Annotated in this window: 23 protein-coding genes; 12 read left to right on the top strand and 11 right to left on the bottom strand. The window is 66.3% G+C overall.

The genetic code is table 11. From position 1 onward, the window contains the following. Positions 1-660: DUF6456 domain-containing protein (locus JNL31_RS00375; RefSeq protein WP_294968342.1), on the top strand; the 660-nt coding region annotated here is incomplete at its 5' end. On the opposite strand, the gene JNL31_RS00380 is transcribed toward JNL31_RS00375, so the two are convergent. Together JNL31_RS00380 and JNL31_RS00385 are read right to left on the bottom strand one after the other, a co-directional pair. Further along, positions 657-1,232 carry a hypothetical protein gene (locus tag JNL31_RS00380; protein WP_294968345.1) on the bottom strand — a complete coding sequence of 192 codons (576 nt, stop codon included), beginning with the start codon at positions 1,230-1,232 and terminating at the stop codon, positions 657-659. The two genes, JNL31_RS00375 and JNL31_RS00380, sit on opposite strands and share 4 nt — an antisense overlap. Positions 1,233-1,388: 156 nt before the next feature. Beyond that, on the bottom strand, positions 1,389-2,072 hold the full coding sequence (locus tag JNL31_RS00385) for an aquaporin (protein WP_294968348.1): 684 nt from the start codon (positions 2,070-2,072) through the stop codon (positions 1,389-1,391). A 127-nt stretch (positions 2,073-2,199) separates the two neighbouring features. Between JNL31_RS00385 and lipA the strand changes: the two genes are divergently transcribed. After that, a complete protein-coding gene (lipA, locus tag JNL31_RS00390; RefSeq protein WP_294968351.1) occupies positions 2,200-3,144 on the top strand; it encodes a lipoyl synthase in 945 nt (314 codons plus the stop codon). Positions 3,145-3,199: 55 nt separating this feature from the next. Here lipA and JNL31_RS00395 read toward each other — a convergent pair whose 3' ends face one another. The 6 genes from JNL31_RS00395 to hpt form a co-directional block, all read right to left on the bottom strand. Next, positions 3,200-4,078: a hypothetical protein gene (locus JNL31_RS00395; protein WP_294968355.1), complete on the bottom strand. Its 879-nt coding sequence runs from the start codon at positions 4,076-4,078 to the stop codon at positions 3,200-3,202. A 195-nt stretch (positions 4,079-4,273) separates the two neighbouring features. Next, positions 4,274-4,738: a cytochrome c gene (locus JNL31_RS00400; protein ID WP_294968358.1), complete on the bottom strand. Its 465-nt coding sequence runs from the start codon at positions 4,736-4,738 to the stop codon at positions 4,274-4,276. 144 nt (positions 4,739-4,882) lie between these two features. Beyond that, on the bottom strand, positions 4,883-5,770 hold the full coding sequence (locus JNL31_RS00405) for a cytochrome c (RefSeq protein ID WP_294968361.1): 888 nt from the start codon (positions 5,768-5,770) through the stop codon (positions 4,883-4,885). A gap of 58 nt (positions 5,771-5,828) precedes the next feature. Further along, on the bottom strand, positions 5,829-6,005 hold the full coding sequence (locus JNL31_RS00410; RefSeq protein WP_294968364.1) for a hypothetical protein: 177 nt from the start codon (positions 6,003-6,005) through the stop codon (positions 5,829-5,831). Between the two features lie 18 nt (positions 6,006-6,023). Further along, positions 6,024-6,287, bottom strand: a complete 264-nt coding sequence (locus tag JNL31_RS00415) for a hypothetical protein (protein WP_294968366.1) — start codon at positions 6,285-6,287, stop codon at positions 6,024-6,026. Positions 6,288-6,427: 140 nt separating this feature from the next. Continuing rightward, on the bottom strand, positions 6,428-6,973 hold the full coding sequence (gene hpt, locus JNL31_RS00420; RefSeq protein ID WP_294968370.1) for a hypoxanthine phosphoribosyltransferase: 546 nt from the start codon (positions 6,971-6,973) through the stop codon (positions 6,428-6,430). A 124-nt stretch (positions 6,974-7,097) separates the two neighbouring features. Between hpt and JNL31_RS00425 the strand changes: the two genes are divergently transcribed. Together JNL31_RS00425 and JNL31_RS00430 are read left to right on the top strand one after the other, a co-directional pair. Then, positions 7,098-7,553 (top strand): type II toxin-antitoxin system RatA family toxin, encoded by a 456-nt coding sequence (locus tag JNL31_RS00425; RefSeq protein ID WP_294968373.1) that lies wholly within the window; start codon positions 7,098-7,100, stop codon positions 7,551-7,553. A gap of 58 nt (positions 7,554-7,611) precedes the next feature. Further along, positions 7,612-8,478: a PHB depolymerase family esterase gene (locus tag JNL31_RS00430; RefSeq protein ID WP_294968376.1), complete on the top strand. Its 867-nt coding sequence runs from the start codon at positions 7,612-7,614 to the stop codon at positions 8,476-8,478. A gap of 57 nt (positions 8,479-8,535) precedes the next feature. On the opposite strand, the gene JNL31_RS00435 is transcribed toward JNL31_RS00430, so the two are convergent. The 3 genes from JNL31_RS00435 to JNL31_RS00445 are packed head-to-tail and all read right to left on the bottom strand — an operon-like array spanning position 8,536 to position 10,621. Further along, positions 8,536-9,003, bottom strand: a complete 468-nt coding sequence (locus tag JNL31_RS00435; protein WP_294968471.1) for a CinA family protein — start codon at positions 9,001-9,003, stop codon at positions 8,536-8,538. Between the two features lie 5 nt (positions 9,004-9,008). Continuing rightward, positions 9,009-9,506 carry a phosphatidylglycerophosphatase A gene (locus JNL31_RS00440; protein ID WP_294968379.1) on the bottom strand — a complete coding sequence of 166 codons (498 nt, stop codon included), beginning with the start codon at positions 9,504-9,506 and terminating at the stop codon, positions 9,009-9,011. Next, positions 9,503-10,621 carry a bifunctional 2-C-methyl-D-erythritol 4-phosphate cytidylyltransferase/2-C-methyl-D-erythritol 2,4-cyclodiphosphate synthase gene (locus JNL31_RS00445; RefSeq protein ID WP_294968382.1) on the bottom strand — a complete coding sequence of 373 codons (1,119 nt, stop codon included), beginning with the start codon at positions 10,619-10,621 and terminating at the stop codon, positions 9,503-9,505. Before JNL31_RS00445 ends, JNL31_RS00440 begins: the two co-directional genes overlap by 4 nt. 179 nt (positions 10,622-10,800) lie before the next feature. Between JNL31_RS00445 and dusB the strand changes: the two genes are divergently transcribed. From dusB to JNL31_RS00485, 8 genes are all read left to right on the top strand, one after another. Further along, positions 10,801-11,778 (top strand): tRNA dihydrouridine synthase DusB, encoded by a 978-nt coding sequence (gene dusB / locus JNL31_RS00450; protein ID WP_294968383.1) that lies wholly within the window; start codon positions 10,801-10,803, stop codon positions 11,776-11,778. Further along, positions 11,775-12,869, top strand: a complete 1,095-nt coding sequence (locus JNL31_RS00455) for an ATP-binding protein (protein ID WP_294968386.1) — start codon at positions 11,775-11,777, stop codon at positions 12,867-12,869. Before dusB ends, JNL31_RS00455 begins: the two co-directional genes overlap by 4 nt. Further along, positions 12,870-14,234 carry a response regulator gene (locus tag JNL31_RS00460; protein WP_294968389.1) on the top strand — a complete coding sequence of 455 codons (1,365 nt, stop codon included), beginning with the start codon at positions 12,870-12,872 and terminating at the stop codon, positions 14,232-14,234. It begins immediately after the preceding gene. 99 nt (positions 14,235-14,333) lie between these two features. Further along, positions 14,334-16,613 carry a PAS domain-containing sensor histidine kinase gene (locus tag JNL31_RS00465; protein WP_294968473.1) on the top strand — a complete coding sequence of 760 codons (2,280 nt, stop codon included), beginning with the start codon at positions 14,334-14,336 and terminating at the stop codon, positions 16,611-16,613. Then, complete coding sequence (locus tag JNL31_RS00470; RefSeq protein ID WP_294968392.1) at positions 16,610-18,001, top strand: sigma-54 dependent transcriptional regulator; 1,392 nt, start codon at positions 16,610-16,612, stop codon at positions 17,999-18,001. The genes JNL31_RS00465 and JNL31_RS00470 overlap by 4 nt, the downstream gene beginning before the upstream one ends. A gap of 449 nt (positions 18,002-18,450) precedes the next feature. Continuing rightward, positions 18,451-18,690, top strand: a complete 240-nt coding sequence (locus JNL31_RS00475) for an endonuclease domain-containing protein (RefSeq protein ID WP_294968395.1) — start codon at positions 18,451-18,453, stop codon at positions 18,688-18,690. 54 nt (positions 18,691-18,744) lie between these two features. After that, on the top strand, positions 18,745-20,121 hold the full coding sequence (gene trkA / locus JNL31_RS00480; RefSeq protein WP_294968398.1) for a Trk system potassium transporter TrkA: 1,377 nt from the start codon (positions 18,745-18,747) through the stop codon (positions 20,119-20,121). Continuing rightward, a complete protein-coding gene (locus tag JNL31_RS00485; RefSeq protein ID WP_294968401.1) occupies positions 20,121-21,635 on the top strand; it encodes a potassium transporter TrkG in 1,515 nt (504 codons plus the stop codon). The genes trkA and JNL31_RS00485 overlap by 1 nt, the downstream gene beginning before the upstream one ends. The last annotated feature ends 144 nt before the right edge of the window (positions 21,636-21,779 follow it).

The following is a 21,779-nucleotide window of genomic DNA, read 5'->3' on the forward strand; positions in this document are numbered from 1 at the left end:
CATGTCTTCCTGCTGAAGGACTGGATGACCTGCCGCAAGCCGGGCCGGGTGTCGACCTACGAGATCACCTCGGCGGGCCGGGCCGCCTTGAAACGGTTGGTCGACGAGGAAGACCGCCGCCGCCACGGCATGGCCGAGGCCGCGACCCCCTTCGGCGACCAACATCGGGTCTGGGGCGAGCGCGAGGTGATGGACGATGCCGGCCCCCGCCGTGTCCGCTACAACCTGGCGGAAAGCCCGGTGGCGCTTCTGGGGCGGCGCAAGGACCGCGACGGCAAGCCCTTCCTGGAGCCGGAACTGGCGGCCGCCGCCGAACGCCTGCGCGAGGATTTCGAACTGGCGCAGATGGGACCGCGTGTCGCGCAGAACTGGGACCGCTTCCTGACGGGCGGCGACCGGGGCGGTTTCCAGCCCGACAGTGGCCTCGGCGAAGGGCCGTCCACGGCGCGGTCGCGGGTTGCAGCCGCCCTGCGCGACCTCGGGCCGGGACTGGGCGACGTGGCCTTGCGCTGCTGCTGCTTCCTCGAAGGACTGGAGGTCGCCGAAAAGCGCATGGGCTGGGCGGCGCGCTCGGGCAAGATCGTGCTGCGCATCGCGCTGATGCGGCTCAAGCGGCACTATGAGGAGACCTACGGAAAGTCCGGCCCGCTGATCGGCTAGGCTGCGATCCCGCGCGCGATCAGCACTAGCGAGACCGCTGCCAGCCAGATCGAGGCCAGTCGCCGCAAGACGAAGACCGCGCGCGGCTGGCCCGACCCGCCCGCACGCAGGACCGCGCCAAGCCCCGCCCAGATGGCTGCAACCAGCACCACCAGCCCGGCGAAGATCGCCAGATTGGCACCAAGCCGGTCGGGCGAGGGCAGAAGCACCAACCCGAAGATCAGCGCCTTGGGGTTCAGCGCGGTGGTCACGAACAAGGCGCGGCCTCCGACCGACCTTCCGCCGTCCGCCGCCTCCGGCACCCGCCACAGCTTCGCCGCCAGCACCGCCACCCAGGCCCCCGCCGCCAGTGTCACTGCCGTGCGCAGCGCGTGGTGATCAGCCAGCAGCGTCGTTCCCATCAGCGCCAGCGGCAGGACGGTCAGCAGATAGCCCGACAGTTCGGCCGGGATCAGCCGCAGCGCGCCCGGCCAGCCTCGTTCGGCCCCGGCGAGGAGCACCAGAGAATTCGTCGGGCCCGGCGTCAGCAGCAGGACCAGCACGGCAAGGGTCAGTTCAACGGGAGACATCATCACCTCGGTTTCTGGCGGCCTGATGTCAGCTTGGCAAGGCTGCTGCCTTGATCCCTGTCAAACACGCTCGGACAAGCGAAAAGGGGGATGCCGCGACTGGCACCCCCCCTTCCTCCGGGGCTTCCCCGTCCCCGGGTCGCGCACCAGCCTCCTTGATCAGGCGGCGCGCGTAACTCCCATCCGGTGCAACAGGCCTGCGACTGCCCCACCGGCCAGCGGCGCCACGATGAAGACCCAGAGGTCGGCCATCGCCTTGCCACCGACGAAGAGCGCCGGCCCGAAGGACCGCGCCGGGTTGACCGAGACCCCGGTCACGTTGATCCCGACAAGGTGGATACCGGTCAGCGTCAGGCCGATCGCCAGCCCCGCCATCGCCGAAGGCGAACCCTCCTGCGTCACACCCAGGATCACGGTCACGAAGACGAAGGTCATCACCGTCTCGAACACCAGCGCCGCGCCAAGCGAGTATTCCCCAAGATACCCCGGGCCATAGCCGTTCTGGCCAAGGCCGTTGACCGCGATGTCATAGCCCGCCTGCCCCGAGGCGATGGCATAGACGATCGCCGCGCCCAGCACCGCGCCCACCACTTGCGCGGCGACATAAGCCGCAAGGGCGCCGCCCGTCATCCTCCCGGCCATGAAGGCGCCGAGGCTGACCGCCGGGTTCAGATGCGCGCCCGAGATCGGGCCGATGCCATAGGCGGCGGCCACGATGGACAGGCCGAAGGCAAGGGCGATGCCCATCATCCCGATCTGCGCGCCCATCAGCACCGCAGCACCGCAGCCAAACAGCACAAGGATCGCCGTGCCGATCACTTCGGCAATGAATATCTTCGACATGGAAAGCTCCGTTCCGGATTGCACCAGACGCAAGGGGCCACGGCGGTGTGTCACAGCCCTGTCGCGTTGCCTTGCGCGCAAAACCTGCTTATCTGGGGGACAGCCACGCGGTCAGGGGGAATTTTCCGTGCGCGACCTCAAGCTTCCCGAAGAACGCCACCCCGAAAAGGCGCATCGCCCGGACAACGCCCAGCCGAAGAAGCCAGCGTGGATCCGGGTCAAGGCGCCGACCTCGGAAGGCTACAAGAAGACCCGCGACATCCTGCGCGAGAAGAAGCTTGTCACCGTCTGCGAGGAGGCCGGTTGTCCGAACGTCGGCGAATGCTGGGGCCAGGGCCACGCCACCATGATGATCATGGGCGAGATCTGCACCCGCGGCTGCACCTTCTGCAACGTCGCGACCGGCAAGCCGCAGACGCTCGATGCCTTCGAACCCGGTCGCGTTGCCCATGCGGTTTCCGAACTTGGCCTTGCCCATGTCGTCGTCACCTCGGTCGACCGCGACGATCTTGACGATGGCGGGGCCGAACATTTCGCCCAGACCATCCGCGCGATCCGCCATCGTAGTCCGGAGACAACGATCGAGGTCCTGACCCCGGATTTCCTGAAATGCCCGCCCTCGGCGCTGGAAAAGGTGGTCGAGGCGCGGCCGGACGTCTTCAACCACAACCTCGAAACCGTGCCCGGCCTCTATCACGAGGTCCGCCCCGGCGCCCGCTACTTCCACAGTCTGCGGCTTCTCCAACGGGTCAAGGAACTGGACCCGACCATGTTCACCAAGTCCGGCATCATGGTGGGCCTTGGGGAAGAACGGCCCGCCGTACTTCAGGTGATGGACGACATGCGCAGCGCCGATGTCGATTTCCTGACCATCGGCCAATACCTGCAACCGACGCCCAAGCACCATCGAGTCGCCCGCTTCGTCACGCCCGAGGAATTCAAGGCCTACGAGTCGGCGGCCTGGAGCAAGCGGTTCCTGATGGTTTCGGCCACGCCGCTGACGCGGTCAAGCTACCACGCGGGCGACGATTTCGCCCGGATGCGCGCCGCACGGCAGGCGGGCAGGGGGTAGGCAAACGAAAGGGCCACCCGGAAAGGTGGCCCCGTTGTGCCGACCTGGGGTCGGATCAGAACTTGTACCCGACGCCGATGTCGTAGATCTCGTCCGAACCATTGGCCTTGGTGCCACCACCTTCGACGAACAGTCCGTTGCTCATGCTGTAGGTCGCCGACAGCGAATAGATGTCCGAGGCATCCTGCACCAGCAGCGCGTCGCCGCGCAGCGTCAATGACGGCATGACATCGAAGCTGCCGTACAGCCGAAGCGAGTTGGTCTTGTCCGACGTATCGAGCTGGGCCAGCGCCGCGCCGAGGTCGTAGCGATCAGCATCGTGGAAGGCCCCGATCTGCATCAGCGAAAAGTTGGTTCCCGGAGCGTTTGCATATTCGCCCGAGATGAAGAAGGTGGTCGCGCCGCTTTCATAGCGCATGATGCCTTCCACGATATCGGTATTCCCGCCGTCGTTCAGGTGATGGTAGCCCGCGCCGAACGTCAGGTTGCCCTGGGTCTGCTTCCAGGTGACGCCCGGCGTCACGCCGTTGTCGTTCCCGCTGGCGATCGAGGTGATCGGGCCGCGCAGAAAGCCGGTTTCCAGGTCCAGCACCCGTGAGGTCGAGAACCGCGGCATCACGCGCATCGTCTCGACCAGCGGGCGCGGGGCACCCACCGAGAACTCGCCCGCGCCGGTGGACAGGACCAGTGCCGCCCAGAGGTTGGTGAAGTCGTCGCCGCTATCAAGATAGGTCGTGTCGAGCGCGGCGTCGAAGCCCAGAAGCCCACCCGACCGCCAGCTCATCCCGACGTCTCCGTCGAAGGCCCAAAAGCCGGAATCGGCGTCAAGATATTCCAGCTTCACCTCGCCGCCAAAGGAAAGGCCATTGCCATCCTGGGCGGCGGCGGGAAGCGCAGTCAGCGCGAGAATCGCGGGAAGAAGAATTCTGGTCATTTCAAGGTTTCCGTGCTGCTCGTGTTTTTTCATAACTTACTTCAAAATTGCGGGTCCGAAAAGCCGCAATTATCAATATCTTGTATCAATCCGCAACAGCGCAGACAGCGGGCATACCCGGAAGCATTGCCAGGCTGCATAGGGAAACGGGCGGGGAAAACCCCGCCCGCCACCGAATGTCACTCGCTAAGAACCCTATTCCTCGGGCTGGCGATAGACCTTGTGGCAGGCCGCGCAGGCTCCGCCGATTCCGGCCATGCCGGCTTTGAGGCTGTCGAGGTCGGTGCCCGCCGCAGTCTGGAACGTCGCCGCCGCGGTGTTCAGGTCGGCGACCTTCTTCAGGAAGTCGTCCTGCGCCGTCCAGATCGCCGGAAGGGCGAAGCTGTCGGTCGCCTTCTGGTATTCCGACCCGGCAGGGAACTGGTCCATGCTCAGGACCGAGGCGATGGCCGCGATGTTTGCCGCCGCCTTGCTGGCTACCGCTGCATCATACGGGGCCTCGTCCTTGGACATGGCGCCGACCTTGCCCATCTCGGTCGCCATCTGCAACATCAGGCCGTGCCGTGTCTCGACGGCATCGGCGAAGTGGTCTTCCTCTTCGGCAATCGCGACTGTTGCGCATACGGCGCTGGCCGCCGCGACCATCAGCATGAATCTCATCTGCGTCTCCCTGTTTGAGGTGGCATCAGGCAATCCGATGATCCAAAGGGCGGCAATACATCGAAGGTGTATTGAGCCGCTTTACGCCTTTGGTTTATGGCAGTTCCTTGCCGACCGCGGCTTCCGTGCAAGCCGCGGCCGCGCTCATTCCACGCTCGGCACGGCCAGCAGATATTCTGCCACGGCCTGCCGGTCGGTTTCCGGCAGGCGCGCCATGTTCTCCACCACATGCGCCATATGGCCGCCCACGCTGTCGAACTCGGGCGTGAAGCCGGTGGTCAGGTACTGCACGATGTCTGCCGCGCTCCACTTGAGCTTGCCGGGCGTGATGTTCGGGATCTTGCCGTCGCCCGAGGGGTTCGGCGCCCCGCCGAGCCAGCGCGCGGTGTCGAGCCCGCCCAGAAGGTTGCGCGGCGTGTGGCATTCGCCGCAATGCGCCAGCGCTTCGGCGATATAGCGCCCGCGGGTGGCCGTGGGGGTTAGGTTGCCGGGAAGCGCCCAGCTATCGGTCAGGAACATCAGTTTCCACAGCCCGAGCGACTCGCGGAGGTTGAAGGGAAAGCCCAGCTCATGCGGCTGGCTCGGGGTCGGATCGGCAGGAAGCGTCTTCAGGAAGGCGTAAAGGTCCGCCACATCCTGCATCTGCATCTTGGCATAGGAGGCATAGGGCAGGGCGGGGTAAAGGTGTTCCCCCTCGGGGTTGACCCCCCGGGTAATGGCATTGGCAAGGTCCAGAAGCGTCCAGTTTCCGATGCCGTGTTCCGGGTCCTGGCTGATGTTCGGCGCGATGAAGGTGCCGAAGTCTGACGGAAAACGCTGCCCGCCCGACAGGACCAGCTGCGCCGCGCCCTCGGCCTTGTCGGCCATGTGGCACGAGGCGCAACCGGCGGCCCAGAACACCTGCTCGCCATGGACCGGATCGCCGGTCAGATCCGCCACCGCGGCGGCGGACAGCGGTTTCGGCCGGGCCATCACATAAAGCCCCCCCGCCGCGACCAATCCCAGGACGATCAGCCAGCGCATGATCCGCATCGCACTTCTCCGTGTTCAACCTTTCGGCGAACCTAAACGAGAGAAGGCCCGCGTCCAATCACGGTTTCTGGCGTAGGCTGTTCACCGTCATCCAGTCCGGCCAGCCGATGAAATGCTCGATCCCAATGATCACAAGGCAGATCGCGATGACCCCGAACACCAGCTTCACCCGCCCGGCCGAGGGCGGGTTCTGCACCCAGCGCTTCGCGCGCAGAAGCCAGTGGAGCTGGTTCATCGACGACCCCTCGCGAATTCACTCAGCGCAGGCGCGGGCATCTTCTGCGGTCCGGGCCTGGTAGACGCAGTCCTGCATGTCCCGCAATGTTTCATCCATCTTCAGCGACGCATCCCGGATCGAGTTGAAGTCCCTGATCAGTTCGTTGTGCTTGTCGACAAGCGCATTGTATTCGTTCTGAAGACTGTCGTAGTTCGAAGCACAGTCCGTCAGGTGTGACTTGCAGGTGAAGCCTTCGTAGTTGCATTGGTAGGTGTCGAAGCAGGCTGCCGAACTGTCCACCACCCGGTCTCCGTAATCAAGACAGGCGGGCTCTCGTCCAATGGGGCAGGAGAACGATTGCGCGTTGGCGGCGGGGGATAGCCCCAACAGCGCGAAGGCAAGGGCGGCGAGGCGCCAGCCGCGCGTTTGACAAAGGCCCATCATGCGCCCTCAGTGAACCGCACCTTGCCGATGAAGGGCAGGTTGCGGTTCCGTTGGGCGAAATCGATGCCGTAGCCCACGACGAACTCGTCCGGAATCTCGAACCCGGTCCAGTCTGCCTTGACCGCCACCTCCCGGCGCGAGGGCTTGTCGAGAAGCGCGCAGGTCTTCAGACGCTTCGGTTCCCGCGCCTTCAGAAGATGCAGCACATGGGAAAGCGTGAACCCGGTGTCGATGATATCCTCCACCACCAGCACGTCGCGCCCCGCGATCTCGCCCCGCAGGTCCTTCAGGATGCGGACCTCGCGGCTGGAATGCATGGAATCGCCGTAGCTGGAGGCTTCCAGGAAATCCACCTCGACCGGCAGGTCGATCTCGCGCACGAGGTCGGCGATGAAGACGAAGGATCCGCGCAAGAGCCCCACCACCACCAGCTTGTCGCAGCCCTGGAAATGCGTGGTGATCTCGCGTGCCAGCGCCTCGACCCGCGCCGCGATGGCCTTGGCGCTGATCATCTGGTCGATCACATATGGGCGGTCTGGCATGGGGCGCGGTATCCGGTTGTTGCGCCCCCTTCCTAGCGTCCAAAGTCACAGTTGGCGAGGCGTGACATGTGAGCCGCTTGATCTTGGCCACGACCCGGGCCACATCTCGGCAAAAGAGACGCCGATGCCCAGCCATTCCGAGACCAAGCGCCTGCCCTATACCGCCCGCCAGATGTACGATCTGGTGGCCGATGTGGCGTCCTATCCGAAGTTCCTGCCCTGGAATTCCGCCGCCCGCATCCGCTCGCGCCAGCCCATCCCGGGCGGCGAGGTGATGGAGGCGGAGCTGGTGATCAGCTTCAAGGTCTTCCGCGAACGCTTCGGCAGCCGGGTCACGCTCTGGCCCGAGGCGCAGAAGATCGACACCGAATACCTGGACGGCCCCTTCCGCCACATGCGCTCCACCTGGGCCTTCCGCGACATTCCGGGCGGATGCGAGGTCGATTTCCACGTCGACTTCGAGTTCCGCAACGCCATCCTGCAAGGGATCATCGGCGTGGTCTTCAACGACGCCATGCACCGCGTCGTCCGCGCCTTCGAACGCCGCGCGGCGGAATTGTACGGACCTGCCCCTCTCTGAAGCGACGGAAACCCCTCACACCGGCGTGAAGGCTTCACGTCCAACCGGAGGGTTTCCCATGCGCAAGTTCTTCCTCGTTCTGGCCCTGCTTGGTCTCTCGCTTCCCGCCGCCGCCGAGACCGTCCGCCTTGGCGAGCGCTGGTATGACATAGCGCTGCCCGCCCGCCCGAAAGGCGCCCCCCTGATCCTGGCCCTGCACGGCGGGGGCGGCGACCCGCAGCAGTTCGCTTCCTCCTCGGGTCTTGCCCGCGCCGCGACCCGCGCGGGATTTGCCGTGGCCTTCCCCGCAGGCACCGGCAGGTGGGACAAGCGGCTCCTGACCTGGAACGGCGGCTATTGCTGTGGCTCCGCCGCGAAGAACGGGGTCGACGACACCAGCTTCCTGAAACAGGTGATCGCGGATGCCGCCCAACGCTTTGGCGTCGATGGCAGCGGCGTCTACCTGACCGGCATGTCGAACGGCTCGATCATGTCGGAAACCTTCGCCGCCCGGAACCCCGGCATGGTCCGCGCCGTCGCTGGCGTTTCGGGCACGATGGACACCGCACGCACCCACGTCGAAGGCCGCGTTCCCCTGCTGATCATCCACGGCACCGCCGACACCAAAGTGCCCTATGACGGCGGGCGGGGCGATACCAGCAACACGCAGGTCGATTTCGCCTCCGTCGCCTCGGTCGTGCAGGCCTTTCTTGCGCCCTGGGGCCGCGTGTCCGAAAGCAGCCGCACCATCGACCGGCATAATGACGGCACCTCGATCACCGTGACCGACTATCGCAAGCGCGGTGGCGTGGCCCTGCGGCTGATGACGATCGAGGGCGGTGCGCACCATTGGCCCGGTGGCCGCAATCTCCGGCTCGACCACGGCAAGACGCAGGAGATCGACGCCAATGCCGAAATCATAAAGTTCTTCAATGTGTTCCGGTAGGAACTTGCGGCCTCAATAGGGAACGGCCCGGTGCGTGCGTGCAGAGATCATCCAGCCTCACCCGATTGCCCGCGCCAAAAGCCCCAGCGCATGTTCCGTGGCAGCCTTGCGTACCTCCGCCCGGCCCCGCGCGCCGAACTCCACCGTCTCGACCCGCGTCGCGCGACCTCTCCGCGCCAGGCCAAAGCAGACCCGGCCCTCGGGCTTGTGCTCGGACCCGCCGGGCCCTGCGATCCCGGTGATCGATACGGCCAGATCGGCCGCCGAATGCGCCAGCGCCCCCTCGGCCATCTCGCGCGCGACCGCCTCGGACACCGCCCCATGCGCCTCCAGTGTTTCGGGCAGGACGCCCAGCATCTCCACCTTCGCATCGTTGGAATAGGTAACAAAGCCGCGCTCGAACACGTCCGATGAGCCCGCCACATCGGTCAGGGCGGCGGCGACCATGCCCCCGGTGCAGCTTTCCGCCGTGGCGACCTTGACGCCCCAGTAGCGGGCCTCGGCCAGAAGCTTCGCCACGTCTATCCCAGTCATGGCTGCACCACCCCGTGATAGAGCCCCGCCAGCGCGACCGAGCCGATCCCGGCGAAAAGCCCGGCCCAGAGATCGTCCAGCATCACCCCCGTCGCATCGCCCCGCCGGTCGGCCCGGCCCACCAGCCAGGGCTTCCAGATGTCGAACAGGCGGAAGAGGAGGAACGGCACCACCCAGCCCGGCCAGGCGCCGGTCAGAAGGTCGGGAATGCCGTGCCGCCAGAGCGGGATCACCGTGAACGACAGCGCCAGAAGCTGTCCCGCAACTTCGTCGATCACCACTTCCGAGGGGTCCTCGCCACCCGTCGCCCGCAGATAGCGCGGCACTGCCCAGAATCCGGCGAGCGTTGCGACGACGAACCCCACGGGCACCGCCAGCGCCAAGCCCATCTGATAGGCCGCGACCGCCAGCGCCACCGTGATCGCGCTGGCCCAGGTGCCACTCGCGGGTTTCAGGAACCCGGCACCGAAGTAGGTGGCAATCAACCTGCTCATGCCTTCACCAGCGTTGCCGTAGCCAATGCCGCGATGCCTTCCTCGCGGCCGGTGAAACCGAGCCGTTCGGACGTGGTGGCCTTGACCGAAACGCGGCCCGCCTCGACCCCCATGATCCGCGCCAACTCCGCCTGCATCGCAAGGGCATGCGGGCCGATCTTCGGGCGCTCGCAAACCAGCGTCACGTCGCAGTTCCCCAGCCGGTATCCGCGCTCCGCTGCCAGCCCGACGGCATGGGACAGGAAGATATGGCTCGCCGCGCCCTTCCATTGCGGGTCACTCGGCGGGAAATGCCGCCCGATGTCGCCTTCGGCCAGCGCACCGTAGATCGCATCGGTCAGCGCGTGCATGCCCACGTCGGCATCGGAATGCCCCAGAAGCCCGCGCGAGTGAGGCACCTTCACCCCGCACAGCCAGACATGGTCGCCCTCGCAAAAGGCATGCACGTCATAGCCGTTGCCCATGCGCACATCCATGTTCCGTCCCTTCAGGATCGCCTCGGCCCGGGCAAAATCGCCGGGAAAGGTCAGCTTCAGGTTGGTTTCCTCGCCCTCGACGATGGCCACGTCAAGCCCCGCCGCCCGCGCGACCGCGACATCGTCCAGCGCCCCGCCCGGATGCCCCAGATGCGCGGCAAGGATCGGCGCGAAGCGAAATGCCTGCGGCGTCTGCGCCCGGTAAAGTCCCGTCCGGTCCACCGTGCCCGCGACCAGCCCGGCCTCGCCCCGCCACAGCGCATCCGTTACCGCCAGCGCCGGGGCCGCACCCTCATGATGGTCCAGCGCCGCGACCAGCCTCCCGATCAGGCCGCGCGAGACCAGTGGCCGCGCCCCGTCATGGATCAGCACCTTCGTCACGCCGGACCCTTCCAACGCCCTGAGCCCCGCCAGCACCGAGGCATCCCGCGTCGCGCCTCCCTCGACCAGCCGCACCCCCAGACCTTCGGCCCGGGCCCGGTCGTCGGGGTGGATGACCAGCACCACGCGCATCCCCGCAAAGGCCGCCAGTGTGTGGGCAATCACCGGCCTTCCCGCCAGAAGCTGCCATTGCTTCGGCACCTCGCCGCCCATGCGGCTGCCGCGACCCGCGGCGACGATGATGACGGCAGTATCCATGGCACCAGCCTTTCGTCCCCTGCCTAATCCAGCCCGACCTGCATGACAATCTGGCGCTTGCTGCCCGTGATTGCCCAATATTTGTGCATCGCATGTTTTTCAGTCATTATCCTTCCGCGCTGCCTTGGTCGTGTTACCGGATCGGGCTAGCAGGGTCGCAACTGCACAAGGAAAAGGCTTTGTCCCTCGCCCTCGGCCGCCTGACGCTCGACCCGCCGGTGTTCCTCGCCCCGCTGGCCGGAATCACCGACCTGCCGTTCCGCAGGCTGGTCGCCCGGTTCGGCGCGGGCCTCGTCGTCAGCGAGATGGTGGCTTCGGCCGAAGTGGTGCGCGCCCAGCCGGAAGCGCGGGCACGGGCGGAACTCGGGTTCGGCGAGCAGGCGACCTCGGTCCAGCTTGCGGGCCGTGATCCCTACTGGATGGCCGAAGGCGCGCGTTTCGTCGAAGGGCAGGGCGCGAAGATCATCGACATCAACATGGGCTGCCCCTCGAAACGGGTGACGACCGGCCTCTGCGGCTCGGCCCTCCTGCGCGACCTGGGCCTGGCGCTCACCCTGATCGAGGCGGTGGTGAAGGCGGTCAAGGTCCCGGTCACCCTGAAGACCCGCCTGGGCTGGGATGACACCCTCCACAACGCGCCCGAGCTTGCGAAGCGCGCCGAAGGTGCAGGCGTCCAGATGATCACCATCCACGGCCGCACCCGCTGCCAGTTCTACAAGGGCCACGCCAACTGGGCCGCGATCCGCGCCGTGAAAGAGGCCGTGACCATCCCGGTCATCGCCAACGGCGACATCACCGACACCGCCACCGCCCACGAGGCCCTCCGCCGCTCGGGCGCCGATGGCGTCATGATCGGCCGCGGCGCCCAGGGCGCCCCCTGGCGGCTGGCGGACGTGGCGCATGACATCTACGGCACGCCCGCCCCGCAAATCCCCGAAGGCGGCGCGCTTGGCCGGATGATCCTCGACCACTACGACGACATGCTCACCTTCTACGGTCGCGACCTCGGCCTGCGCATGGCCCGCAAGCACCTCGGCTGGTATCTGGACGAGGCGGGCCTTCCCCACGCCCGCGAGCCGATCCTCACCTCCACCGACCCCGCCGAGGTGATCCAGCTTCTCGAACAGGCCTTCGCCGAGCTGGAGCTTGCCGCATGACCCCCTACCGCGCGCCCTATCCAGTGCCCGGCGTCATCTGGGCCTCGCTTCCGTTTCCGACGCTCCTGATCGACCAGGGGGCCACGATCCTTGAAGTCAACCCTGCGGCCGAGACCTTCCTCAACACCTCGCAGAAGAGCCTGATCGGCCAGCCCGTCTTCGACCGCCTGTCGATCGAGGCGCCGATGGAAGAGGCGCTGACCCGCGTCCGCGCCAACCAGTCGCCCTTGAACATCAACGACGTCGACGTGACCACCGGCGAGAAGCCCCCGGTGCAATGCACGATCCACCTCGCGCCGATGCACGACAACCCCGACATCGTGATGCTGATCCTCTCGCCCCGCGAACTGGCCGACCGGCTGGGCCGCTCGATGGGCGCCAAGACCGCCGCCCGCTCGGCCATCGGCATGGCGGAAATGCTGGCGCACGAGATCAAGAACCCCCTCGCCGGTATTTCCGGCGCGGCCCAGCTCCTCAGCATGAACCTCACCCCCGAGGATCAGGAGCTGACCGACCTCATCGTCGAGGAAACCCGCCGCATCGTAAAGCTGCTGGAACAGGTCGAGCAGTTCGGCAACCTCAGGCCCCCCGACCGCAAGCCGGTGAACATTCACGACGCGCTCGACCGGGCCCGGAAGTCGGCCCTCGTCGGTTTCGCTGCCCACATGACCATCACCGAGGACTACGACCCCTCGCTTCCCCCCACCTTCGCCGACAGCGGCCAGCTGATGCAGGTCTTCCTGAACCTGATCAAGAACGCCGCCGAAGCCTGCAAGACCGGCGGCACGATCCGGCTCCACACCTTCTACGACCTCTCGCTGCGCCTGCGCCGCAAGGATGGCCCCTCCGCCGCCCTGCCGCTCAACGTCGAGATCATCGACGACGGTCCCGGCATCAAGCCCGAGATCGCCGCCAACATCTTCGAGCCCTTCGTCTCGGGCCGCGAGAACGGCACCGGCCTCGGCCTGGCACTCGTCTCGAAGATCATCACCGACCACGAGGGCTGGATCACCGTCGATTCCACCCCCGGTCGCACCGCATTCCGCGTGTCGCTGCCCATGGCGCCCCGCGAGAAGAAGGAGTCCCACTAGATGGACGGCACCATCCTTGTCGCCGACGACGACCGCACGATCCGCACGGTCCTGACCCAGGCGCTGACCCGCGCAGGCTGCAAGGTCCACGCGACCTCATCCCTCATGACGCTGATGCGCTGGGTCGAGGAAGGGAAGGGCGACCTCGTCATCTCGGACGTGATCATGCCCGACGGCAACGGGCTGGACGCGCTGCCCCGCATCGCCAAAATGCGCCCCGGCCTGCCGGTGATCGTGATTTCCGCCCAGAATACCATCATGACCGCGATCCAGGCGGCCGAGGCGGAAGCCTTCGACTACCTGCCGAAACCCTTCGACCTGCCGGACCTGATGAAGCGCTCCGCCAAGGCGCTGGACCAGAAGCGCCGCGCACCCAAAGTCGTGGCCCCGGCGCGCGAGGCCGGGGATGACCTTCCCCTCGTCGGCCGCACCCCGGCCATGCAGGCGCTCTACCGCCTCGTCGCCCGCGTGATGAACACCGAGCTTGCCGTCCTCATCACCGGGGAAAGCGGCACCGGCAAGTCGCTCATCGCCCGCGCGATCCATGATTTCTCCGACCGCCGGACGCTGCCCTTCGTCGTCGCGCAGGCCGCCGACCTGGCGGGTATCGACGGGCCTGCGACGCTCCTGTCGCGGGCGCGCGGCGGCTCCGTCGTCTTTGACGAGGTTGCCGACTTCGATGCCGACACCCAGGCCCGCGTCGTCCGCATGCTTGACATGCTGGGCGACAAGGCCCCCCGCGTGATGGCCACCAGCCAGTCCGACCTCGCCGGACGGATGGAAGCGGGGAAGTTCCGCCAGGATCTCTACTACCGTCTCGGCGGCGTCACCCTGCATGTCCCTTCCCTGCGCGAACGGGTCGAGGACATCCCGCTGCTCGCCGAGCACTTCCTGATCAGGGGCGAACGCGAGCTTGGCACGATCCGTCGGCTGTCCCAGGGTGCGACCGACCTGATCCGCGCCTATTCCTGGCCGGGCAACGTGCGGCAACTGGAAAACACCATCCGCCGCCTGCTCGTCACCGCGACGGAAACCGACATCGCGAGGGGAGAGGTGGAGCAGGTTCTGGGCCAGCAGCCCAGCCCCGAGCCGCTCACCGGCGTGGGCGAGGGCGACAAGCTCTCCGCCTCGGTCGCCCGCCACCTGAAGCGCTACTTCGACCTGCACGGCGGCCAGCTGCCGCCCCCCGGTGTCTACCAGCGCATCCTGCGCGAGGTGGAGCTGCCGCTGATAGAGATTGCTCTCGATGCGACTGCCGGGAACCAGGCGAAATGTGCCGATCTTCTGGGCATTAACCGCAACACGCTGCGCAAGAAGATCACCGATCTAGACATCCGCGTGACCCGTCGCCGAAAGTTGATGTAGCAAAGCAACGCCCACCTGTGTCTTTTGGGTTTCACCCCGGCGATCAGCTAGATATAGTGGCCCGGGGTGGGCAAACCACCGGCTGACGGGCAGGGCAGGGTGGAGCGGGCGGTTCGAAGGGATATCTGGCTGAGGTTTTCCCGCCTGCGTCGGCAACGCCGGGTGCAGACGGCCCTGACGCTCGGGCTTGTATTTCTCGGGCCGGTGCTTGCCGTTGCCACCTTCCTGGCCCTCGGCCCTTTCAACCAGGATTCCGGAGCGCCCGCTCTGCGGCTGATCCTGCTGGCCGACCTGATCTATGTCCTGGTCATCGCGGCCCTCGTCCTGGCCCGCGTCATTCGCCTCGTCGCCGACCGCCGCTCCCGCTCCGCCGGGTCTCGGCTGCACCTTCGGCTCTCTGGCGTCTTCATGTTGATCGCGCTGATCCCGACCGTGCTGGTCGCGGTCTTCGCCGTCCTTTCCATCAACATCGGCCTCGAAGGCTGGTTCTCCGACCGCGTCCGGTCGGTCGTCGGCTCCTCGCTCTCGGCCGCGCAGGCCTATGAGGCGGTGCAACGCGACGATCTGGCCGCCGATGTGGTCACGCTCGCCGGCTACCTGAACAATGCCAAGCGCCGGACCGCCTTCCTGCGCGACGACCAGCTGCGCCCGCTTCTTTCCCAGGCGCAGGCCGTCATCCAGCGCGGACTGAAGGAGGCCTATCTCGTCGATGGTACCGGCGCGCTGAAGACCCGGGGCGAACGCTCCTACCTCTTCGGCTTCGAAGACCCGACGGAAGAACAGCTGAAGCTTGCGCGCGAAGGCAACACCGTCCTGATCCCCGACTGGTCGAACAACGAATTCCGCGCGCTGGTCCTGCTCGACGCCTACACCGACCGCTACCTCTATGTCACCCGCACCGTCGACGGCTCGATCCTGTCGCTGCTCGATGAAACCCAGGAAACCGTGCAGCTTTACAACCAGCTGGAGTCCGAACGCGGGCGGCTTCTGTTCAACTTCGGCCTGATCTACCTTGGCTTCGCGCTGATCCTGATCCTCGCCGCCATCTGGCTCGGCCTCTGGTTCGCCGAGCGCCTGTCGCGTCCCGTGGGCCGCCTGGCGGGCGCGGCCGAAAGGGTAGGGGGCGGCGACCTTGACGTGCAGGTCACGGAAGAAGAGGGCGACGACGAAATCGCCTCGCTCGGCCGTCTCTTCAACCAGATGACCCGCCAGCTGAAAGGCCAGCGCGAGGCCCTGGTCGAAAGCCATGCCCAGACCGAAACCCGGCGACGGCTTTTCGATTCCGTGCTGTCGAACGTCACTGCAGGGGTGATCGGCCTCGACAGCGATGGCGACATCGACTTCGTCAACCGCGCCGCCGAGCGCCTGCTCGATCTTGCCGACGGCCAGGTCGACACCCCCCTTGCTGCCGCTGTCCCGGAGTTCGCCGCGCTCTTCGACCGCTTGCGCCACGGCACCGGCAGCGCCGTGCAGGAAGAGATCCGTCTCACCCGCAAGGGTAAGCTCGAAAGCCTCCTCGTCCGCATGTCCACCCGCCAGAGCGAGGCGGGCGACCTCGAAGGCTTCGTCGTCGCCTTCGACGACGTGACCGACCTCGTCTCCGCGCAGCGCATGGCCGCCTGGGGCGATGTCGCCCGCCGCATCGCGCATGAGATCAAGAACCCGCTCACGCCCATCCAGCTTTCCGCCGAACGCATCAAGCGCAAGTTCGCCACCCAGGTCCGCGACCATGAAGACCTCGAGCAATACACCGACGTCATCGTCCGCCAGACGAACGACCTGCGCCGGATCGTCGACGAATTCTCCAAGTTCGCCCGCATGCCCGAACCCGACCGCCGCGACTGCGACCTTGCGGCCCTGCTGAAGGGTGCGGTCCTCCTGCAGGAAAACGGCCAGCCCGGCGTCCGCTTCGTCAAGGCCGTTCCCGAGGGCGAGCTGCACCTCGACCTCGACGCCACCATGATCGGCCAGGCCTTCACCAACCTGATTAAGAACGCCGGTGAGGCGATTGAATCGTATCAGGAAAAGGCCAAACCCGAAACCTTCGTCCCGGAGATCCGCATCGCGCTGACAGCCGACGACAGCGAGGCGGTGATCCGCATCATGGACAACGGCACCGGCCTGCCGCCGGACCGCGCGCGCCTGTTCGAACCTTATGTCACCACCCGCGAAAAGGGCACCGGCCTTGGCCTGCCCATCGTCAAGAAGATCATCGAGGAACACGGCGGCACGCTCGCACTCCTCGACGCGCCCGTCTTCGACGGCTGCGATCACCCCGGCGCCATGGCAGAGATCCGCCTGCCGCGCGCCATCCGCAAGCGCCAGCGCACGCATATCCCATTGAAAGCCGCCCCGCCCACGAAGGAGGCCAACACATGAGCATTCTCATCGTCGACGACGAACAGGACATCCGCGAACTGATCGGCGACATCCTGCGCGACGAAGGCTACACCACCCGCCTTGCCGCGAACTCCGACGACTGCATGGCCGAGATCAACGCCGAGCCCCCGGCGCTGATGATCCTCGACATCTGGCTCAAGGACAGCCGCATGGACGGGATCGACATCCTGAAGACGGTGAAACGCGACAACCCCGACATTCCGGTGGTGATTATCTCGGGTCACGGCAACATCGAGATCGCCGTCGCCGCCATCAAGCAGGGCGCCTACGACTTCATCGAGAAGCCCTTCAATATCGACCAGCTGATGGTCGTCGTCGCCCGCGCGATGGAAACCAGCCGCCTGCGGCGCGAGAACCAGGAGTTGCGCCGCCGCGACGTGACCTCCTCCGACATGGTCGGCTCCTCGCTGGCCTTCAAGACGCTGAAGGCCAACCTCGACAAGGTCACGAAGTCGAACGCCCGGGTCATGCTGACCGGCGAGCCCGGCACCGGCAAGGAAATGGCCGCCCGCTACATCCACATGCATTCCAGCCGCGCGAGCGCCCCCTTCGTCACCGTCTCCTCGGCGTCCATCGAGCCCGAGCGGATGGAAGAGGTGCTCTTCGGCCGCGAAACCCCCGAACGGGGGGTCGAACCCGGCCTTCTGGAACAGGCGCATGGCGGCATCGTCTATTTCGACGAGGTCGCCGACATGCCGCTTGGAACGCAAGGCAAGATCCTGCGCGTGCTGACCGAACAGCAGTTCACCCGTGCCGGCGGGACCGACAAGGTCCGCGTCGACCTCCGCGTCATTTCCTCCACCTGTCGCGACCTGCGCAACGAGATCGGCCTCGGCCGCTTCCGGCAGGAACTTTACGACCGCCTGAACGTCGTCCCCATCGCGGTGCCCTCGCTTTCCTCGCGCCGCGAGGACGTGCCGGAACTGACGCAGCATTTCATCGACTGGTTCCACAGGACGCAAGGGTTGCCGAACCGCGCATTGTCCGAGGAAGCCAACACCGTCCTGCAGACCATGCCCTGGCCCGGCAACATCCGCCAGTTGCGCAACGTGATCGAACGTATCCTGATCCTCGGGGACGGGACCGGCCCGATCGAGACCAGCGAGATCCCGGGCAACGAGCCGAAGCCCGAAGCCGAAACCACCCTGTCCTTCACCGGAACGATCGCAACCCTCCCGCTGCGCGAGGCACGCGAGCTTTTCGAGCGTGAGTATCTCCTGACCCAGATCAACCGCTTTGGCGGCAACATCAGCCGGACGGCGAGCTTCGTCGGCATGGAACGTTCGGCCTTGCACCGCAAGCTGAAGTCGCTGGGCGTCGTCGGCTCCACCCGCGGGGGCAGGGGGTTCGGCGAGTTCGAGGAGTAGTCGCGGCTTCCCCGCATCCTAACCCTCTCCCCCAAGGGGAGAGCGGACCTTTCGCGCCATTCTCGAACCACTCCGCATCGCTTCCGAGTGGTACGACGAAGACCCATAGCCCCGAAGCACCCACCTGTCCCCTCTCCTCCGAAAAGGCAAACGTTGGGGAGCGGTTCTCCGATCGGACTGAAGGGCATACCTTTCGCCTCTCGCACCACTTGTCCCCTCTCCCCTCGGGGGAGAGGGTTAGGGTGAGGGGGAGGCAACCGCTTAACCAGTTCTTTACCGAACTCGAACAACGATGGGCTCAAGCGTTCCGCTCAGATTGGGGAGAAGGGCCGACGCGAGGGGGCATGAATGCAGCAGACCGACCTGTCCAAGGCTCGTGCCCGCCGAATGCGCAAGGAGATGACCCCTGCCGAACGTGCCCTTGGTATGCCCTCCGCGACCGCCGCTTCATGGGCCTGAAAGTCCGCCGCCAAGTGCCCATCGGTCCCTATATCGCCGACTTCTATTGCGCCGACCACCGCCTGATCATCGAGGCCGACGGCTCCGGCCACGGCTCCCTGCGCGACCTCCGCCGCGACCAATGGCTCGCCGCCCAGGGTTTCCGCATCCTCCGCCTCTGGAACCGCGACATCCTGATGAACCTCCCCGGTTGCCTCGACGCCATCGCCGCCCAACTCCCGCAACATTGACCCCTCCGGCCCGATCTGACATTCAGGCGCAGACGGCGGAACGCGGGGGCACCGATGAAGGTCATCATCTGCGGGGCGGGACAGGTCGGCTGGCAGATCGCCCGCCACCTTTCCGGCGAGAAGAACGACGTCACCCTCGTCGACGTGAATGCCGACCTTGTCCGCCGCGCGACCGACACGCTTGATGTCCAGGGCGTCGTCGGCTTTGCGAGCCACCCGGACGTGCTGGCCAAGGCGGGCGCGCGCGATGCCGACATGCTGATCGCCGCCACCCATTCGGACGAGGTGAACATGGTGACGTGCCAGGTGGCGCACAGCGTCTTCAACATCACGCGGAAGATCGCCCGCATCCGGGCTCAGAACTACCTGGATCCCCTCTACGGCAACCTGACGAACGAGGTCGGCCTTGCCATCGACGTGGTGATCTCGCCCGAGCGCGAGGTTGCCGAAGCCGCGCTGCAACGCCTTGCGGCCCCCGCGACCTTCGATACCGAAAGCTTCATGAACGGGCGTGCGCAGCTCCTCGGCATCCAGCTGGATGAGGACTGCCCGGTCCTGAACACGCCGCTGCGCCAGCTGAACGAGCTGTTCTCAACCCTCCGCGCCATCGTCGTCGGCGTCCGCCGCGAGGACCGGCTTTTCGCCCCCGATCCCGCCGACCAGCTTTACGCTGACGATCAGGTTTACGTCTTCACCCATTTCGAGGACGTGAACCGCACTTTGGAAATCTTCGGCAAGAAAACCAAGAAGCAGGAGCGCGTGGTCATCGTCGGCGGCGGCAATGTCGGCCTTGCCGTCGCGCGGGCGCTGGAAGCCCGTACCGACCGCATCCGCGCCAAGATCATCGAGAAGAACCGCGCCACCGCCGAGCACGCCGCCGACGCATTGGAGCGCACCATCGTGCTGAACGGCGATGGCATGGACAGCGATCTCCTGATGGAGGCCTCGGTCGACCGGGCCGACGCGATCCTCGCGGTGACGGATGACGACAAGACCAACCTCCTCGTCGCCGTGCGCGCCAAGCAGGCCGGCTGCCCGATGACTGTCGCGCTGGTGAACGACCCGACGCTTGCCCCGCTGATGGCGCCCCTCGACATCGACGCCTACATCAACCCCCGCGCCACCACCGTCTCGTCGATCCTGCGCCACATCCGGCATGGCCGCGTCCGCGCGGTCTATTCCATCGGCGACGCCGAAGCCGAGATGATCGAGGCCCAGGTCCTTTCGACCTCGCCCCTTGCAGGTCGCCTGGTCCGCGACATCGAGTTTCCCGAAGGCGTTCTCGTCGGCGCGGTGATGAAGGGCGAGAAGGTCATGAAGCCGACGGGCGACCTTCGGATCGAACCGGGCGATGTCATCGCGCTCTTCGCCATGGCCAAGGACGTGCCGGAAGTCGAACGCCTCCTGCAAGTCTCGATCGACTTCTTCTGATGCTGGCCCGGCTGGCAGAACTGCCGCTCCTGGTCGTCCTCCTCGGCCTCTGCGGCATCCTGGGCCTGGTGCCCGCCCTCTACGCCTTTGGCGTCAGCAACCATGAACTCGCCCGCGATTTCCTCTATTCCGCGCTGATCCTCACGGTGATCAGCGTGATGCTCGGCATCGCCACCGCCGCCTATGCCCCGCGCGATCCGGCCCGCAGCCACCTCGCCGCCCTCGTCCTCGCCTATGCCGTCCTGCCCTTTGCCCTGGCCCTCCCCCTGGCCGAGGCCTTGCCCGACACCACGCTGACCAACGCCTGGTTCGAGATGATCTCGGCCTTCACCACCACCGGCGCCTCGGTCTATGCCCCCGACCGGCTCGCCGATCCCGTCCACCTCTGGCGCGCAACCGTGGGCTGGTTCGGCGGTTTCCTCACGCTGCTGGCCGCCTATGCCATTCTTGCCCCCCTGAACCTGGGCGGGACCGAGGTTTCCTCGGGCCGCGTGCCCGGGCGCGGCGGGATCGGCAGCGCGCTCATCGCCCGCACCGCCGACCCCGCGCTGCGGCTGACCCGTTTTGCCTTCATGCTTTTCCCGGTCTACCTCTCGCTGACCGTGCTGCTCTGGTGCGCGCTCCTCATCCTGGGCGAGACCGGCATTTCCGCCCTGATCCATGCCATGGGCACGCTCTCGACCTCCGGCATCACCGGGCAGACCCCCTTTTCCGCCTCCGCAGCCGGCTTCCCGGGCGAGGTCCTCGTCTTCATCTGCTTCGTCTTCGCAATCACCAGACGCGCGCTGCCGGGAGTCCGCCTGGCAGAGAACCGCCGCCCCCTCCTGCAGGATCCCGAACTTCGGCTTGCCGCGCTGATCCTCCTGATCGTCACCCTCCTTCTGTTCCTGCGGCACTGGTCCATCGCCGCCCAGTCCGACACGACCGGTCCGCAATCGGCCCTGGCCTCGATTTGGGGCTTTCTCTTCACTGCCGCCTCGTTTCTCACCACGACCGGCTATGCTTCGGCCAACTGGCAGACGGCGGTGGGCTGGTCGGGGATCGACACGCCCGGCTTCGTTCTCCTCGGGCTCGCGATCATCGGCGGCGGAACCGCCACGGCGGCGGGGGGTGTCAAGCTTCTCCGGGTCTACGCGCTCTTGCGACATGGCGAGCGCGAGCTGGAAAAGATCATCCACCCGAACTCCATCGGTCGCGGCGGGGCCGAAGCGCGCCAGCTCCGGCGCCAGGGCGCCCAGTTCGCCTGGGTGTTCTTCATGCTCTTCGCCACGACGATCGCGGCGGTTTCCGCACTCCTGCTGATCGCTGGTGTCGGGTTCGAACAGACCATCGTCCTGGCGATCGGCGCGCTCACCACCACGGGTCAGCTCGCCGAGCTTGGCGCCGCCGAACCCGTCCTCTACGGCGATCTCTCCGATCCGGTGAAAGTGATCCTCGGCATCGCCATGGTGGTCGGCCGGCTGGAGACGCTCGCGCTCCTCGCCCTCATCCTGCCCGGCCGCGGCCGCCGCTGAACCCGCCTCAAGGCCTCCGCCTAACAGGCTGATTTTTTTGCGCTGGAAACTCCCGCGCCGTCCCTTCATACTTATGAAAACCGTCAAGGGCGGTGAAGACAGGGCTCAATGAAGAACGACCACGACGCGACAGTGAAGCGATAG

The organism is Tabrizicola sp., assembly GCF_016792905.1.
GTDB lineage: Bacteria > Pseudomonadota > Alphaproteobacteria > Rhodobacterales > Rhodobacteraceae > Tabrizicola.